This window comes from Blautia sp. RTP21359st1_E11_RTP21359_211015 (assembly GCF_040910705.1).
In the GTDB taxonomy this organism is placed as follows: domain Bacteria; phylum Bacillota; class Clostridia; order Lachnospirales; family Lachnospiraceae; genus Blautia_A; species Blautia_A fusiformis.
Genome location: NZ_JBDGAB010000070.1, coordinates 1 through 17,312 on the forward strand (window position 1 = coordinate 1; position 17,312 = coordinate 17,312).

Sequence of the window (17,312 nt, forward strand, 5' to 3'; positions counted from 1 at the left end):
AAGATAGAACTGAAGGCATAACCAGGTCGCAAGATTAAGAAAGCCTGACGGACTATCGGAAGCCCGTGACTTCAGTCATGGGTTCTTCACCTAAGTCAGAATATGTAATATACATCTTAACCTCCTCCCTTTGTAGTAAGACTAGGAGAAGGCGATAAGACCTCCTCCCGTAGTTAGTTTTTTCATTAAAGTCAACGAGAAGGCAGGCCGTCTTTGCATCTTCAATTTTCCCATACACATATTATCGATGGACGGGGAAGCCGCGGCTAATTTTTCAAGTTGTCCGTCGGACATAATGGTTGTAAATGTGTACGGGGAGCCGAAAGCCCCGTCCACGTCTGGTACACGCGAGCATAGCTCGCGGTATCATATCAAAAATTTTTCAGTCCTGCAATCTGTTTTCCGAAACGTTGGTATGGAGCATCAAGGAAGTGCAAAACTGCGAAAAAATACGAAAAAAAGAAAAGGCGAAAAGAAATAACCGGGTAGGATTGAAAATGGTTTTGTAGGAAAGAAAGCCGGATGCGGAAGTGTTGAAAACAACAGACCGGAAGCAGAGACCCGCGCTGAGGATGACCTGGAGCTGGATTATGAAATAAGAAGAACAAGAGTCGTGCGTGCTACGATTCTTTTTTTTTGTTGCCTGTAAATCTGGCATATTGTAAGTGGAAGAAAAAGGAGAAAAAACATGAGTAAAATAATAATACAGATTGATGATTCGGATGTAGCCATTAAGCGACTTTCTTCTATTTTGGATATGAAAATCTGCACTCCGTTATATAGAAGGCGTGTACATGATTTTACCAAATGCAGCGGAACTTTCGAAATAAGAATAGGCGATTTTGTATGCTACTTTCCGCAAATGATGACTAAACTGAACAAACGATTGCTCATTACCAAAATTGAAGGTATTTCTACAAAAGAGCTATCATTAGACAAGAAAAAACAATCACTGAAAGATGTTTCCATCGATTTTTACTCGTATGCAATTCAAGATAGAATGCAAGAAACGGCCATCAATATTTATCAGGCAATGGATACGAACGAAAAGAATAGTAAAAGAGGAAGTCTTCTAAAAAATTACTTGGTTGACAAGGAGCTGAATACGTTTGAGGCGATTTTTACGCATGGAAATATTAAACTGCTAAAAATGTATTTGGATTTTCGGATATCTCCTCAAGAGGATTTGCAATTTGCAATAGATTTGCTAAACAAAAAGGACGATATAACAAAAAACTATCTGGAAATGAAAGTGTATCTCTTGCAGGCGTTAAACGAAAGGAAGATAATTTCAAAATACGATTTTTCCATTTGATTTTTTAACCTGCATATTTTAGATAAATCTAAACAGGAAAGGAAAATACTATGAGCGAAAAAACAATAGAAATCAACAAAACAATAGAAATTAACGACACCGAAATCGGATTGAGAAAACTTCCAACCATTTTAAGCGCAGCAATCGTTACTTCAAAGTTTTACTGCCCCACATCTTGTATGGATAAATATAGTGGAGCACTTGAAATGAAAATGGGAGACTTCATATATGTCATTCCGAAAATGATGGAAGCCGATGATAAACGAAGATTTGTCGTGCAGGTCAAGAATATATATTCAAAAAAATGTTCATTAAATAAAAAAAAGATGCTCTTAAAAGAGATTACAAAAAACTCTCACGCGTACGCAGTGAACGATGAGCAGGAAGAAGTGGCTATCAAAATTTATGAGCATATGAGTGAAGAAGAGAAGAACGAGAAAAACGGAATCTTCTTAAAAAATTACTTGCTCGAAAATGAAAAATACATACTTAACGCGATTTTTGCGCATGAAAATGTCGAACTGTTAAAAATATACCTCAATTCGGTAATATCCACACACGAAGACTTACAATTTGTAGTAAATTTTCTGGATAAACAGTCAGATAGTGTAAAAAACTATCTGGAAATGAGGGCATATGTTCTGCAGCTATTAAATGCAAAGCCCAAAAGCATCAAAGATGATTTTGACTTATAAGCTTATAAGCAAGACCGGCACTTTGCCGGTCCTTTTTTTGTCGCTTACAAATCCGGCATATTGTCAGTAGAAAATATAAAGAAAGGAGCAAAAAATGGAAACAAAAAGATATCCTCTTACAGAAGAGATTGATGGTGTAAATGGATACGTGGAAATCTCCAAAGGACGCCAGAAGTTCGTAATGAAAGATGGCAAAAAAGTTGCGCATTCAGCATTCATGTTATCCGGTATGGATGAAATTTTCTTCCCGGATTCGTTGGAAAAGATTGGAAATATGGCCTTCATGCACTGCCGGAAATTAAAAACAATACATTTTGGTAGAAATATAAAAACAATAGGTGACATGGCTTTTCTTGGATGTAAACAGTTAAATTCTATAGTCCTTCCAGAATCAGTTGAAACAATCGGCGTATTCTCATTCCCGTATGTAGATGAAATGACTGTACATCACATGCCTGAAGGCCTGATGCGCGCTTTTGTTTCGCATGCAGATGAAATAAGACGTGGCTCAGCGTACACCGTCAAACTGAATGTTGGAGATAGCAGTATCCTGATACCAAAAAATACCGTGAGCATAACTGCTGCAGGTATGCAGCGCCTTGCAGAAAGATATCTAGACAACGAAGAGCAAAAAGGACTTCTTTTTCAACATGCGGTTAATAAGAAATACAGGGTCATGTGTGCTGCTGAGATGTATGCTGCATATACAAAGAATGAAGGTGCAAAAGAATTCTTAAAAGAAAATGGCAAAGACGCGATTCTATATCTAAGCGAAAATGTGCCATTGCTTGCCAGGCTGCTGCGCGATGACGTGTTTGGAAGAGATGCGGTGGCCGAGGCTTTTGATGTTGTGCAAAGTGGAAACGGAAATACAATGCTGAAGGCTTACCTTCTGCAAAGTTTGCATGATGGCGATGCTGAAAAGGATGTCCAGAATATTCAGCTATGCGACAGAAGGCTGTCAGATACTGACAACAGAAAAGGAAGACTATCTCATGACAGAGCTTGTTAAGATGGATATCATGGATGAGAAAGAATTAAACTATGCCATGCAAGCCGCTATTGATAATGGCCTGACCACAGCAGCCGCTTATATTTTAAATTCCCTGGACAAGAAAAAGAAAACGAAACTTCAAATCTAAGCACGCGAAAAGCGTGCTTTTTTTAACTTTTGGCGGAGAAATGAGCCGCAAAAAAAATAAGACATTTCAGTAATCATACACATCATCCCAATTCGTGTGTATAATTGCTTGACTACAAGAAGCAAGTCGCATATAATATATTTAAGTAAAAATACACACGAGATAAGTTCATGTGTACTTTTACTCAAATTCGGAGGTGACATTATGATAATGACATACGCACAGTGCTTACAGGTATACGGCACAGATTATCAAATAAAGAAAAAAATAAAAGAAGGAAAACTATTTCAAAAAGAAAAGGGACTATATTCAGATACTAGATTTTGCTCTGACCTTGAAGTTATAAGCGTAAAATATCCAAATGCAGTATTTTCCGGAAGCAGTGCATATTATTACTATGGATTAACAGACGTAATTTCAGAAAAATATATGCTCACGACCAAACGTGAAGATTCAAGAATCAAAAGTAAAACGATAAAACAAAACTTCGCAAAAGATAATATATATGAATTTGGAATAACGAATATGGAATATCAAAATACAATAATCAGAATATACAGCAAAGAACGGTTACTTGTTGATTTAATACGATTTCGCTCAAGATATCCTTTGGATTATTATAAGGAAATAATCTCTGGATACAGAAATATTTTAGATGAGCTTGATTTTTTTGAAGTTGAAGACTATGCGATGTTGTTTAAAAACGGAGACAAAATCTTAAGCACAATACAGATGGAGGTAATGTAAGTGAACGTAAGAGAAGAGGCTGAAAAGCTAAAGTCTAAGGGATATAACGAGGACGACGCAAACGCAAGGATTTGTCAAGACATCATTCTGAAAGGAATTGCTGCAAGTGGATTAAGTCGGTCAGTAACTATCAAAGGCGGGGTCGTAATGCGAAATATTTCTCATAATGACCGTAGGGCGACCCAGGACGCCGATTTGGATTTCATCAAATACTCTATTTCCGATGACTCAATTACTGAATTCTTACGGAAGGTAGAATCGACAATCGGTGTTAATATAACAATTAAACCACCAATTGCTACACTAAAACACAAAGACTACCAAGGAAAAAGAGTATTCATTACAATCACGGATGACTACGGAAATACATTGGAAAGCAAGTTGGATATTGGCGTACATAAAGACCTGGATATCAAGCAGGAAGAGTATTGTTTTGATATCTGTTTTCAGAAAGATGGAGCGAGTTTGTTAATGAATTCAAAAGAACAAATATTAACAGAAAAATTAAAATCATTCCTGCGATTTGGTACACGCTCGACGAGATACAAAGACGTTTTTGATATTTGTTTCTTATTGGATAACGTTAACATCGAAGAGTTAAAAACCTGTATTCAACATTACATATTCAATGACAAATCGTTACCAGTCTCCACGTATGCTGAACTGACAAAACGTATTCGACGTGTTTTCACGAATATTGGTTTTAAAAACAACGCGAAATCATCAGGAAAAAATTGGCTAGATATTACAACTGAAGAAGCGTTGACTCGAAATATAGAATTTATTGTATCACTGGAAGAGCCCGTTGCTTAAAACAACGGGCTCTTAATCTTGCGATTTCTTGGTAACGGCTCCGGCAAAGCAGACGAGTTATTGATTACCTTCACAAGTTTGACCGCGGTTTCTCTCTCGTCGATGATGCCCTGAAATATTCGTAAGTCCCAAACTTTGGGTCGTTCTCATCATCTTTCTTGATTTCGAATCCATCATCAATGGACGGGGAAACCGCGGCCAGGCTTGCCGTCAGGGGAGGATTTCCGACCCTGAACAATTCAAGTTGTCCGTCGGATATAATTGGTTGCAAAAGTGTACGGGGAATCGAAAACCCCGTCCACGTCTCTACACTCCGACTGCGTCGTCGTTTGTCAGCGGTCATGACCGTTTGGTACACGCGGGCATAGCTCGCGGTATCATCGATTGCATTTGCCATAGTCGTTTCTCCTTTTTTTCTTCTTACATTTTCGCGTTCAGGAACAGTATGTCAGTTTTTTTCTAAAAAATCTTTTTAAAAAAACATTCCGAAATTTTTTTATTTTGCATATTAAATATAGGGCGTAAGACTTTAGCCCCGAACATTGCGGTACACCGCAAACTCGTATCTTGAAAGAAAGCGTATTGCTTTGGAGATATAGCACCTGACAACTGAATATCTGCGAAAATGGAGGTGAATTAAAATGCCGATTCAACAACAACAAGATTGGATGCAAAGCCAGAAAGTGGCTGTGTTCTTTCAATCCTTAATGAATAAGCCATAGGAATCCTTTTTGTAATGAAGCAACGACTGCGTATGCAGTTTAAATCATAAAAAGGAGACTAAAAAATGAAAGACAAAAAATGCTATAACCCTCCGGACCGGAGAAGAAAGAAAAAAGTATCTTCACGTTCTATAGCGGCAAAAATCGCATCAAGCATGCTTGCTACGGTTACTGCTGCAACAACGATTGCATCTCCGGTATTGACTTATGCCGCAGATGTGAACGGAACGGATACTGTTACAGAAACAACGACAGATGCCAGCCAAGGTGAGACTAAGACAATTATCAGCACCGATTCAGACAGCACAGAGACTGAAAAGGATGCAGAGACAAAGTTTCTGCTTATAAACCTGAAGACAGCCGGTGGTAAAGTTGTCATCGATGAGAATGAAGATGACGAGCAGACCGTGAAGCTGGCCAATCATAAATCCGACGACGGAAAGACCGATGAAATGCGGATTGATGTTTACGACAAAGACGATATCCTCGTGTCAAGCGAAGATGCAGCAAAAAACAGTTATACGTATGCTTACGAAGTAAAAGCAGACAGTGTAACAAATGTGAAGGCAGATGCAGATGAAGGATATATCTTGAAACTTTACGATATAGTTGAAGGAGATACGGAAAAAGATTCCGGTTTTGATGAAAAGACCGATGGAATTACCGGGGAATTTGAATATCCGGTATTTATGGATTCAAACGTGACCGTTAAGGTCGAATTTGAAAAAGAAGAAGTAAAAGAGGACGGAAAGACAGAAACAGAGGACTCTGCCGAGACGGGTGACCTGACGGTAGACGAATCAACAGATAAGACTGAAAAAACAGATGGGAACGAAGAGACTGCCGATAGCAGCAACACTGATGCGGATGTAAAAGACAACAGTGACAGCACCGGAGACCTGACGGTCAACGACAATGTTTACGTTTCGCCTAATGGCCAGACTCAGACTGAAATAGGCACAGACGAAAACAGCAACGATGCAGAAACAGATGAGGATAAAGCCCCGGATAATGAGGAGACCGCAGGCACGGCTGACGACAGCACGGCTGAAACAGCAGACAATGCGGACTCGGTTGAAAATGAGGCTGATGCTGAAGACAGTTCCGAAGCAGGAACAGCAGAAGAAGATGCTGGAGATGTGACAGAAGAGGATGCTGAAACAGATGCCACTGATACGGACTCCACCGATACGGACACCGCTGAGCATTTCACTGATACATCAGATGCCGAAGGCGGATTAAACAAGGATGACTTCTCTTCCGCGCGTCTGCTGGTCATGACGGACGATGAAAATGATATCATTGACAAGGAGCATATGATTGGTTCTTATGGTGATATCTACCTGCTCCAGTATGAAAGTGCTGAGCAGGCAATGACGGCGTACAGCTATTACAAAGAGCACGTGGACGCAGTAGAACCGGACGCAAAGATTGCAGCAGCAAGTGAGAATGTCGCTGGGGCCGGAGAAGCAACGACTGCTGGTGAAGCAGAAACGACAACAGAAGCGATGACAAAAGACGACAACGCAGTCGCTGCGCTGAATACAGAAGAAAGTTCTTCAAAAGCCACAGTCTATAGCGACGATACAGCAAACAAGGTCATTGCACTGATTGATACCGGTGCAGCAGAGAGCAGTAATGTGATTGACCGTGTATCATTGATTGATGATGTCCTCAATGGAGGCACACATGGCGATGATATGGTAAACGATATTGTATCACAGGACCCGGAGGCAAAGATTCTCTCAATCCGTGCTCTTGGAAATGACGGATTCGGTACTTATTCCGCTGTTGTCTCAGCGGTTGAATATGCTATCAACTCAGAAGTGGATATCATCAACCTGTCAATGTATTCTCCAAAAACACTTGCATCAAGTGTACTTGAAACAGAGATACAGAAAGCGATTGATTCTGGAATCACCGTTGTAGGTGCAGCAGGAAATGACGGAAAAGACGCATCCGGATATGTGCCTGGCGCAATCGATGACGCTTATATCATCGGCGCTGCAACAAAGGACGGCGTGAGAATCGCCGGCTCTAACTACGGTACGACGATTGATTATTATGCAGTTGCCGGTTCTACCTCAGAAGCCGCTGCGAAATTCAGCGGATATATCTCTAAGAATGGACTGGATAAAGCAGCAAACGATAAGACAGGGCTCTTGTTTAACGGCGTTGCAAATATCAATACGGATATTGACGTTGTAGATAAAGACATTGCGACATCAAAAGACAATGACACGATTTATGACCCAATCATTGAGAAATATGTAAAAGAACATGCAGATAAATCTTATGTTGGCGAAGGCGAGCCTTCCAAACTTTCCATGGTGAATGTCATGGATGTGGATGCCACAATCGCATCTGCAGACCAGATACATAAGAACGAAACGATTGAATCAATGATGTCTGGAGACGATTTCCGGTTCCTGTTCCAGCAGACTGGTTATGTGCCGGTTTATCAGCTCGGAAAGGACAGCGATTACTTCGTTGCGTTCGCTGATGTGATGCATAACGATAAGAGGGCTTCTGTCGTTGACCTGGCAGTGGCAAGGAACGATGTCAGCGGTGACGAAATCGAAGGAATCCATTACGATAAGGATTCCGGACTGTTGTATATCCCGAAAACAGCATTTTATGGAGAAGACGGCAAGTATTATGTACAGTACCTTCAGACACAGATTTTATATTCTATCGAGGGATATGACGTCAACAGCGCATGGAACTCTTCCGTTATCGCAACGACAGAAGAGACTGACGGTGATACCGAATCCGCATTCAGCGGCGCAGATATCATGAACCAGAGGATGACTGTGCAGGTCGGAAAGAATATGGATGTCAATACCATGATGGTATCCGTCAACGGATTCCCTCTTGATGGAAAATACTATGCATATTCGCCGACGACCGGTATGATGACAATCGGTATGTCTTCAGCAGTGGTACAGTCTGTATGGGTGCAGGCGGTAAAAGATAAAGATGCCCCGGATGTAGAACCGGGCATGGTCGCAGCGGGATACTCAATGGCTGACATGCAGCCGGTAACGAACAAAGTGATAACGGCAAATCTGGATAAATTAAAACGTGGATATGTTTTTGAGTCTTCAAGTTACGTCATTTACCCGGATGCAGCCGAATCAGACCCGCAGGCCGGACTGAAGCAGGGGAACACGGTACCGGCGTACCGTAACAATGCCGGAGGAAGTGAGAGCTATGTAACAGTACTGCTTGATTATGTATCATATGGAAACCTTACAAATGACCAGTTTTTACAGAACGGTCAGGTATATACCCCAGTAAAGGGAGCCATCTATCCGTTCATCATCAAACTGCCAAGCATCAGCTGCACAGATATTAAGTTTAATGAATACCAGTGGGAAACAAACATGGCAATGGAATGTACAGAGGCATCAGTTGCAGCAGGCCATATGACACCCGGGTTTGACTCTTCAAAGCCGACCAGCGGATGGTATGAAGCCAAGATACGCGCCCGTGTGGTAGAAGTAAACAAAACAGCATCAACACCTTACGCAGTGCTCGCTATGTATACCAGTAAATTTGCCGGCCAGCATGGTTTTGGATTATACAAAGTCCTACTGAAGCCTTCAACCGGAAAACTCCAGCTGACAAAAGTGTCCGGAAACGCAAGCGGCGTATCTGGAAATTCAAGCTACAAACTGAGCGGCGCGAAGTATGGAATCTATTCCGACAGCGGATGTAAGAAACTCGTAAAGACAATCCAGACCGGGACAAACGCAAAGGCGGTTGTCAGCCTGAACTCAGGAACATACTATATAAAAGAGACGACCCCATCCCTGGGTTATGGCCTTGACAAGACCGTGCATAAGGTAACAATCGGTGCAGGTTCGACAAGTAATGTAACATCAACGGAACCACCAAACCCTGGAACACTGACGGTAAAGAAACGTCTGGATATGTTCTCTATCGCAAAGAGGACTACCAGAATCGGAAACATGGAAACAACGTTTACCGTTTACACAAACAAGGGATGCACAAAGGTAGCAAAAAACACAGCCGGACATAACGCAGTAATCAGTATCGACAAAGGCAAGGTAGAAACTGCCGTGGGAAGCGTCAAACTGTGGGCCGGAACCTATTACGTAAAAGAGACCGGACGTATCTCCGGAACGGCAAGCAACATTGAATATGTCTATGGACCGGTGAGTGTTAAGGCCGGGAAGACAGTAGATGTATCCAGCGCTGTACCGGTTTCAGAGAGGACCAATAAAACAAGGATGTCTGGCGATGGTTATGTACGCGATATCCCGTTCCACTGGTCAGGAAGAGTCCTGAGAAAGCAGGATGCAAAGGGAAACGCCCTGGCAGGTGCCGTATTCAAGATGAATTACAGCGACCTCGGTGGGGCTGATTATAAGGTCAAGTACACCTGGTATTTCGTTTCTGATAAGGATGGCGAGCTTAAATATGACAAAAACCATCTGGTAGATTACAGTACAAGTGCCAGCGCCGAGGCGAAGGCAAAATACAAAGGCAAGAGTTCGGCACTGTTCCAGGATACAAAGACAGGTAATTATTATCTGCCGGTATGTACGATAAAAGTGCAGGAGGTCATGGCCCCCGATGGATATAACCGTGATTCAACACCGCGAACACTGAACATCTCTGCGCCAGATAAAAATGAGAAGTATAACACATGGACAAATCCTGTAGCCAAGTTGTCAAATACAGGGCTGATAGTGAAGAATGATGAGGTAAAGGAAAAGTGGAATATTCGTGCAAGAGCGTTTAAAGTAGATGAGGATGGCAAGCCTCTTGCCGGAGCATGGTTTGGACTTTACCGGACAGAGGCGGATGCAAAAGCAAAAGAAAGCTCTATTGTCCAGTTAGAGACCAAGGCCGACGGCTATACGGATGTATATACATCAGGAAGTATTAACGGAGATGTCCCTTCTTATGCACTATACTGCCGTGAAATCGCAGCCCCTCCAGGATATGCGCTGTCAGACACAATCTACACAAAGACATTCACTAAGACAGACTACGATGCCTTAAAAGCAAAAGATGCGAACACACCTGGCGAACTCCAGACATTTGGAGACAAGACAGGAATCATAAACAAAAAGACCGGCTGGAACTACTCCATGCAGGTAAAGAAAGTAGACGACAAAGGCAAACCGCTTGCCGGCGCCGTGTTCAGTATTTACGTAAGTAAAGATGACGCAGAATCGGAAGACAACGCACTGTTCACACTAAAGACCGGAGCGAATGGTCTGACACCTTTAAAGACACTTAAAGCAGATATCAATACCAAATCCGTAACATATTATTGCAAGGAAATATCGGCACCGGAAGGATACACTATCAATGACGATATCTTCGAACAGACGTGGACATATGACGAGTTCAATACCGTTCCGTCATCACAGGAGACCATCGGAAAAACGAAGTATTTCGGACCGGAGACAGGAGTCGTTGACCCGGAGACCTTATGGGCATTTAGTTACTACGTAAAAAAGGTAGACAATAACGGAAACCCGCTTGCCGGTGCAGTGTTTGGCGTCTATACAGACAGCAGCTGCAGCGAAGCATCCAAAATCCAGGAACTGGAAACCAACGACGAAGGACTTACTGACACAATACCATATAACCCAGGATACTCTAAACAGTCAGTGACTCTGTACTGTAAGGAGCTGAAAGCCCCGGAGGGATATAGTATTGATAATACGGTACGCTCGCAGACATGGAACTACAAAGATTATACGGTTTCTGCAAATACGGATACCGGAGAGGTTAAGCCTTTTGGTCCGGCAACAGGTATCGTGAACGATAACTCAGCATGGACAGTCATGATGAATATCAAAAAGGTAAGCCGTTTCAAGAAACCGCTGGCAGGTGCAGTGTTTGGAGTATACTCTGATGAGAGCTGCAGCAATGCATCTTACATAGGAGACCTTACAACTGGTGATGGTGGTATGTCAGACACAATGTCTTATGACGTACCATGGAAAAACGTTTCTGTAACATTATACTGTAAAGAGACAAAAGCCCCATCAGGCTATAGACTCTCAAACACCGTATACAAACAGACGTGGTACCGCGCACAGTATGAGGAACTCAAAAAGAAAGCAGAACAGGAACAGCAGGCAGAAGGCAATGCGGATACAAGTGAAGGAGACGGAGAGGATGGAGGCGAGACCGACACAACCGTTGGCGAAGTAAAACCATTCGGACCGATTGACGGTATCCCGAACGACCCGACAAACTGGAGGCTCCAGTTCAAAGTAAAGAAGGTTGACATGAAAGGCAACCCGCTTGCAAAGGCTGAGTTTACCGTTTACGCCGATAAGGCATGTACAAAAGCACTTGCAAAACTGGTGACAAAAAGCGACGGCTGGTCTGATGAAGCGTTCCTGAAAACGGAGAGCATTGATGGCAACGGACAGGCTTCACAGTACAAATTGTATTGTAAAGAGACAAAGGCCCCTGAGTTCTATAAACTTTCCGATACTGTTTATGAACAGACCTGGACGAGAAAGGGATATGATACCAACAACGATGAATATGGCGAAGTCAAGATATTCGGTGCAGAATCCGGCATCATAAACGAGCCGGTTAAGCCACTCACAGTAACCGTGCACAAGGAATCAAAAGCCGCTTCCGAAATCCTCGGTTTAAGCGGATACTCACTTGAAGGGGCTGAATTCTCCATCACGGACGGCGGCTCATTCAAAGGAACTTTAAAAACAAATGCAAAAGGAATCTCTAATTCGTTAGAACTTCCGAATAAGACTGCTGAATACACAATCACTGAGACAAAGGCACCTGCCGGACATGCGATATCAACACCGGCTTCGCAGAAGCTTAAGGTTACGATGCCGAATGACGCAAGCAAGGACCTTACAGTAACATTCAGCGATGACCCTGTATTCACAAAAAATGAATTCCAAATCACGAAAAAAAGTGAAAAAAATAATGTAATCAATGGTGTATTATTTAAAGTGGAATTTGTTGACAGCGATAACACGACAAAGAAAACCTGGTATCTGACGTCTGATTCAAGCGGTATCGTAAAGATGGATAATACCCACCTGAACACAGACACAACATATAAGAGCGACAGTTTTTATACATACAACGGAAAAGTAGTCATCCCAATCGGAGGAAAACTCAAGATAACAGAGATTAAGGCTCCTGGACAATATGTTGTTGACAGCACGCCAAAATATCTGACGACCGGAGTAAATGCGACGATGACGCTTGAAGCAATCAATAAGCTGAAACCGTGTAAGATTACTATCCGCAAGTATGATGTTGACGGAAAAACACCTTTGAAAGGTGTAACGTTTGAACTGAAGTTCATAAAGGAAGCAGAGAAACTGACGACAGCACGAGATGGATTCACCAGACTGCTGAAAGTTGGCGGAACTACGACCGGAACAACAGACGTAAATGGATATGTTGTATTTGATAACCTTGACCAGGGAGAGTATCAGATAACAGAAACAAAAACAACTTCAGGACATACACTCCTGAAAGACCCGATTACTGTAACGCTTCCAATCACAATGACAAAAGAAGAGGCTGTGAAGAACAAAGCAGACACTTCAAAAGCAACATGGGATGCGGCCACGAACAAGTGGCAGTTCTATGACTGCACCTTTGAGGTGGTAAACTCTGCGACGTTCAAGATGCCGATGTCTGGTGGAGCAGGAGACTGGAAGTATGGTATTATCGGATTTGGCACACTTGCGGTTCTTGGAACTGGATTAATCCTGATGGATGCCAGAAAGAAGAGGATTATGAATCTCCGGAAGCAGAAGAAACGCAGGAAGTAACTGAAAATGGATAACCACGAAAGATATGAAGTGGTAAAAAAAAGAAATAAAAGATAAGAAGAGAAGCGCACGGAAACGTGCGCTTCTTGTGTAAGTATGAGTAGGAGATATGATATGAAATTAAAAGTGTATGTGACAAAGATTCATTCGGTAGAGGTATTACGTAATGGAATAATTGGCATATGCTGCGACACAATAGAAGGAACCCCGCTAAAAAATCAAGTATTATTCCTAAATAAGCGTATGTATAAAATGGTGAAAAAACGAAAATATTTTTATTTACCACCTGGTACAGTATAACGATTGTTTCTGGCAGCAACCATTTTAGGAACTATGTTTCTCTAATTATAGACGAAGCTTCGCAAAAAGTGTATAATAAACTAGTATTATACATAAAGATTGGGGAACACTATGGATAAAAAGGACTTAACGGTTTTTATTGACGAATCCGGGAGCATAACTAAGACAGATGTAAGTAGCAACAGATATTTCATCATTGCATTACTATTCACGAGAAATTCCGATAAATTAAAAAAACAATTTCGAAAAGGAATTGCCAAATTAATTAGGAAAAATCAAAAATATAATAAACTTTTACTGAAAAATAGAGAAATAAAAGGAGCAGAACTTTCAGAAAAGAAGAAAAAAGAGATTTATGAAAAAATTGTAAAAACATGTAAAGATGATTTTGAAATTGGCATTATCGTATTAGATAACCATTATACGACAGAAGAATTTATAAAAAATCATGCAAGAACATTTAATTACATTGTGCAGGTCTATTATGATAATTTTTTCAGAAATAAAAGCAAATATAACAATGATACACAAGATATGCATTTAATTATTGATGAACAAAATATCTCGACAGATGCTAAATATACTCTGGATGGGTATTTAAATCAACATTTAAATGTTATGAATCCTGTTTGTAATTCGTTCAGCGTGATGTATTCTGATTCAAAAAACCATAAACTTTTACAGTTGGTTGATTTTATTTCAAATACATTTTATAGAAATATAGAAAAACATGACGAAATAAGCAAACAAACGGTAAAAATATTATTAAATAATGTCTGTGGAAATAGAGTTTTTGATTTTTCTTCAGGACATGACACTCATCTTTTTCTTGATGAATAAAAAATAATAGTTGACATATAATAAGATATATGCTATATTTTTTATACCAAGTAATTCATCTGTACGGTGCACGAGGGTGTAAGGCAGCTGTAGTGTTGTCCACCAAGGTGTTTTGGTAGAAAAGCATTCCAGATATGGGATGTTTTTTCGTTTAAAAATATATGCATAAAGCAAATAAGAGTGCACAATATGTGCACTCTTATTTGCTTTATGATACCGCGAGCTATGCTCGCGTGTACCAAGTATGTAACGGCGAGTTATCATATTGATTCTCTGCACCTAGCCTTACGGCTTCGCTTGACATTTGCTGCGCAAATTGGTACCGAGCCGATACGGCGAGCATTTATTCTGGTAACGAGCCGGTAACGGCGAGTTATCATGCGTGCTCTGGTGCCGAATCCGGCAAGACCGGGGAAGCATCAAAGTCGGCCGCGGTTTTCACGCCCGTTGATAATGACATTTTAGATGGTCCTTTCTTTTGCAACTATACAATAGCATCGCAATTTGTTGTTGTAAAGAAAAGAAACGTTAAAAATAAAAAAGAACAGAAGAGAAGCTCGGTAATCTTCAGGCGCGTTTGGCAAAGAAGCAAAAAGGTAGCAGTAATTACACAAAGCTGCAGGTTAAGATTCAGAAGCTCCACGCTAAGACTAAGAATCAGCGTAATGCTTTCCTGCAGCAGGAAATCACCAGGCTTGTAAGGAAATATGATGTAATTGCCGTTGAAGATATTGACCTACGGGCAATAGGCGGGGCATTAAAGCTTGGCAAGAATCTGCATGATAATGGTTTCGGAATGTTCAGAACTATGCTTACATATAAACTCGAGCAAAAAGGCTCATGCTTTGTTAAAGTTGACCGATGGCTTGCTTCTACTAAAACATGCAGCCATTGCGGACATGTTCAGAAAATCAATCTTGATGAACGTACATATGTTTGTGAAGAATGAGGGTTCACTATTGACAGAGACTGGAATGCTGCAATCAACATCAGAGAAGAAGGAAAACGTATCTTCCTAAACTATTTCAAGACACTAATTGAAGAAAAACAGGCTGCGGCCTGATTACCTATATATCGAACCCAACCGGTGGAACACCGGGGCTTGTCTGTGCAACATTGATAATTCGCCTGCTTTGCAGCAGGGCTTATTACCCGACTTCGAACGTAATTCTACGTTCTTCGTTGGCAGGAAAAAAGATGGTCTTAGACCAGAAACCCCCACTTCCGCGCGAGCAAGTGGTGGGTAGTTCACTTAAAACATATACATATTGTATTATGCTAAACAAAATGCTATAATTATTATAATATGAAGCGAGACAGGAAAGTCAGAAATAGGGGCTACCTTCTTAATTTATATTTTCAAATTATGCAATACTAAAGATGTCGTCAACTATTGGGAGTAGTTGGCGGCTTTTTTTTGTCTGTCTCAACTCCGACTTTGTAAAGAAACTTCACGCAGTCATACAGTAAATACAAGAGCAATACTGTAGCTTTCATTCTAATCGCCTCCTTTGTTCCTTAGATAAAATCTTCAGGAGAAGGCAGCCGCCTACTATTCTGACTTTCTCACATACAATATAGCGCTTTTACACAATGTGTTTGCCTAAAATAGAGGTTGTGATAAATAAACTATATTAAAAAATGAATCGGTGAGAACCCAGGTCCGTAAGGGCTGACAAACGACGACGAAGTCGGAGCCGGAGTGCAGAACGTGGATAGGATTTCCGATTCCCCGTACATACCCAGCAACCTTCGAACCGACGAAAAACATGACCGTTCGGGTCTGGCTGCTTGTAATATTCCTTCCCTGACGACAAGCCTGGCCGCAGTTTTCCCTGTCCGTTAATAATTAAAAAGAACAAAAAAAACATAAAAAAGATTTCAAAAAAAAGCTCTCCCAACCGGAAAGGTTGGGAGAGCTTAAATTGTATCGTTTAATTTGAAGAATCGGAGGTATCCGACCAGTTGGCTTTAAGCGTCTTACTCTCAGGCATGTGAAGGTCATTGTTTTTAATGTAATCCAAATCCATTAAGCCACCTTCAAAATATGGATTTTCATAACATTCCGTCCATCCCATAAAACTGCTGCCTTCTTTTTCCGGAATGTCAATGGTTGACAGCTTGATGTCTGCCATGGCCGGAACGCTCATCTCAAATTTCTCTACGCCGCCCTTGCTCGGGAACGTGCCTCCGTTTGCATATACTGTCAGTGTATATTTCTGGCCCGGGTTCTTCGCGAAAATCTGTACCCAGAAATTCTTATAAACGCCAACGCCAATATGGGTCGCTTCTTTGTCAATCATTCCAACAAGATGACCGCGACTGTTCTCCCATAGATATACCGCTCTCTTAGGCGTATCTCCGGTCGTGATATTCTCAGCTAATATATTACCAGCGCCTGCGGCAAAATAAGCAGTACCATAATTGCTTCCGTCTGGCCTTCTATGACTAAACTTTGTATAAATCTCCTTCGCCCTGACCGCTGCACCGGCATCAAGAGCGGCATCTTCAACAACAGCTACTGAACCATGCTTAACCCTGACCTGATTTGTCAGCTTAACTACCTCTTTGATTTTTTTGTTAATCTCAGACGGGCTGTCCGGGTCTGGGGTTGGTGTTGCGGTAGGTTTTGGCTTCTGTGTGGGTTTCGGAGTAGCCGTTGGTTTTGGCTTCTGTGTCGGCTTTGGTGTTGCCGTCGGCTTCGGTTTCTGTGTCGGCTTCGGCGTTGCTGTCGGCGCAACTGTCGGAACGGCAGTAGGCGTTGCAGCCGGTCTCTCTGGAATGACAACCTGCAGTCCTGCTTTGTTGTAACTGCCGTAAGTCTTAAACGTCTTGTTATAACCTCTTACCATATAGTAGTAAGTTCTTCCGGCTTCAACCGGGTACTTGCGGCTGGACTTGTGAACGTATTTCAGGGTCTT

The 17,312-nt window shown here is 41.6% G+C and carries 11 protein-coding genes and 1 pseudogene; 10 read left to right on the forward strand and 2 right to left on the reverse strand.

The features are described from left to right. Nucleotides 1–688: 688 nt before the first annotated feature. From AB5026_RS16905 to AB5026_RS16930, 6 genes are all read left to right on the forward strand, one after another. On the forward strand, nucleotides 689–1,315 hold the full coding sequence (locus tag AB5026_RS16905) for a hypothetical protein (RefSeq protein WP_368213944.1): 627 nt from the start codon (nucleotides 689–691) through the stop codon (nucleotides 1,313–1,315). Nucleotides 1,316–1,365: 50 nt separating this feature from the next. Beyond that, nucleotides 1,366–2,010, forward strand: coding sequence for a hypothetical protein (locus tag AB5026_RS16910; protein ID WP_195657220.1), 645 nt, complete (start codon nucleotides 1,366–1,368; stop codon nucleotides 2,008–2,010). Nucleotides 2,011–2,104: 94 nt separating this feature from the next. Continuing rightward, on the forward strand, nucleotides 2,105–3,022 hold the full coding sequence (locus AB5026_RS16915) for a leucine-rich repeat domain-containing protein (protein ID WP_368213945.1): 918 nt from the start codon (nucleotides 2,105–2,107) through the stop codon (nucleotides 3,020–3,022). Next, nucleotides 3,006–3,152: a hypothetical protein gene (locus tag AB5026_RS16920; RefSeq protein ID WP_368213947.1), complete on the forward strand. Its 147-nt coding sequence runs from the start codon at nucleotides 3,006–3,008 to the stop codon at nucleotides 3,150–3,152. Before AB5026_RS16915 ends, AB5026_RS16920 begins: the two co-directional genes overlap by 17 nt. Before the next feature lie 204 nt (nucleotides 3,153–3,356). After that, a complete protein-coding gene (locus tag AB5026_RS16925) occupies nucleotides 3,357–3,899 on the forward strand; it encodes a hypothetical protein (RefSeq protein ID WP_173733974.1) in 543 nt (180 codons plus the stop codon). Then, a complete protein-coding gene (locus tag AB5026_RS16930) occupies nucleotides 3,900–4,712 on the forward strand; it encodes a nucleotidyl transferase AbiEii/AbiGii toxin family protein (RefSeq protein WP_368213949.1) in 813 nt (270 codons plus the stop codon). 70 nt (nucleotides 4,713–4,782) lie between these two features. On the opposite strand, the gene AB5026_RS16935 is transcribed toward AB5026_RS16930, so the two are convergent. After that, the gene (locus AB5026_RS16935) at nucleotides 4,783–5,109 is read right to left on the reverse strand and encodes a hypothetical protein (RefSeq protein WP_368213950.1); all 327 of its coding nucleotides are present in this window, start codon (nucleotides 5,107–5,109) and stop codon (nucleotides 4,783–4,785) included. 390 nt (nucleotides 5,110–5,499) lie between these two features. Between AB5026_RS16935 and AB5026_RS16940 the strand changes: the two genes are divergently transcribed. The 4 genes and pseudogenes from AB5026_RS16940 to AB5026_RS16955 form a co-directional block, all read left to right on the forward strand. Next, a complete protein-coding gene (locus tag AB5026_RS16940) occupies nucleotides 5,500–13,251 on the forward strand; it encodes a SpaA isopeptide-forming pilin-related protein (RefSeq protein ID WP_368213952.1) in 7,752 nt (2,583 codons plus the stop codon). Between the two features lie 114 nt (nucleotides 13,252–13,365). Further along, nucleotides 13,366–13,551 (forward strand): hypothetical protein, encoded by a 186-nt coding sequence (locus AB5026_RS16945; protein ID WP_173733977.1) that lies wholly within the window; start codon nucleotides 13,366–13,368, stop codon nucleotides 13,549–13,551. A 111-nt stretch (nucleotides 13,552–13,662) separates the two neighbouring features. After that, on the forward strand, nucleotides 13,663–14,391 hold the full coding sequence (locus AB5026_RS16950) for a DUF3800 domain-containing protein (protein WP_173733978.1): 729 nt from the start codon (nucleotides 13,663–13,665) through the stop codon (nucleotides 14,389–14,391). A 553-nt stretch (nucleotides 14,392–14,944) separates the two neighbouring features. After that, a pseudogene (locus tag AB5026_RS16955) lies at nucleotides 14,945–15,340 on the forward strand (RNA-guided endonuclease InsQ/TnpB family protein); the annotation flags it as partial. Between the two features lie 985 nt (nucleotides 15,341–16,325). On the opposite strand, the gene AB5026_RS16960 reads toward AB5026_RS16955, so the two are convergent. Next, the coding region (locus AB5026_RS16960; protein WP_368213954.1) for a CAP domain-containing protein at nucleotides 16,326–17,312 on the reverse strand (987 nt) is incomplete at its 5' end.

Excerpts from the sequence above, each read along its gene's own strand:
- AB5026_RS16905 (WP_368213944.1), top strand. The coding sequence starts at position 689 with ATGAGTAAAATAATAATACAGATTGATGATTCGGATGTAGCCATTAAG.
- AB5026_RS16910 (WP_195657220.1), top strand. The coding sequence starts at position 1,366 with ATGAGCGAAAAAACAATAGAAATCAACAAAACAATAGAAATTAACGAC.
- AB5026_RS16915 (WP_368213945.1), top strand. The coding sequence starts at position 2,105 with ATGGAAACAAAAAGATATCCTCTTACAGAAGAGATTGATGGTGTAAAT.
- AB5026_RS16920 (WP_368213947.1), top strand. The coding sequence starts at position 3,006 with ATGACAGAGCTTGTTAAGATGGATATCATGGATGAGAAAGAATTAAAC.
- AB5026_RS16925 (WP_173733974.1), top strand. The coding sequence starts at position 3,357 with ATGATAATGACATACGCACAGTGCTTACAGGTATACGGCACAGATTAT.
- AB5026_RS16935 (WP_368213950.1), bottom strand. The coding sequence starts at position 5,109 with ATGGCAAATGCAATCGATGATACCGCGAGCTATGCCCGCGTGTACCAA.
- AB5026_RS16940 (WP_368213952.1), top strand. The coding sequence starts at position 5,500 with ATGAAAGACAAAAAATGCTATAACCCTCCGGACCGGAGAAGAAAGAAA.
- AB5026_RS16945 (WP_173733977.1), top strand. The coding sequence starts at position 13,366 with ATGAAATTAAAAGTGTATGTGACAAAGATTCATTCGGTAGAGGTATTA.
- AB5026_RS16950 (WP_173733978.1), top strand. The coding sequence starts at position 13,663 with ATGGATAAAAAGGACTTAACGGTTTTTATTGACGAATCCGGGAGCATA.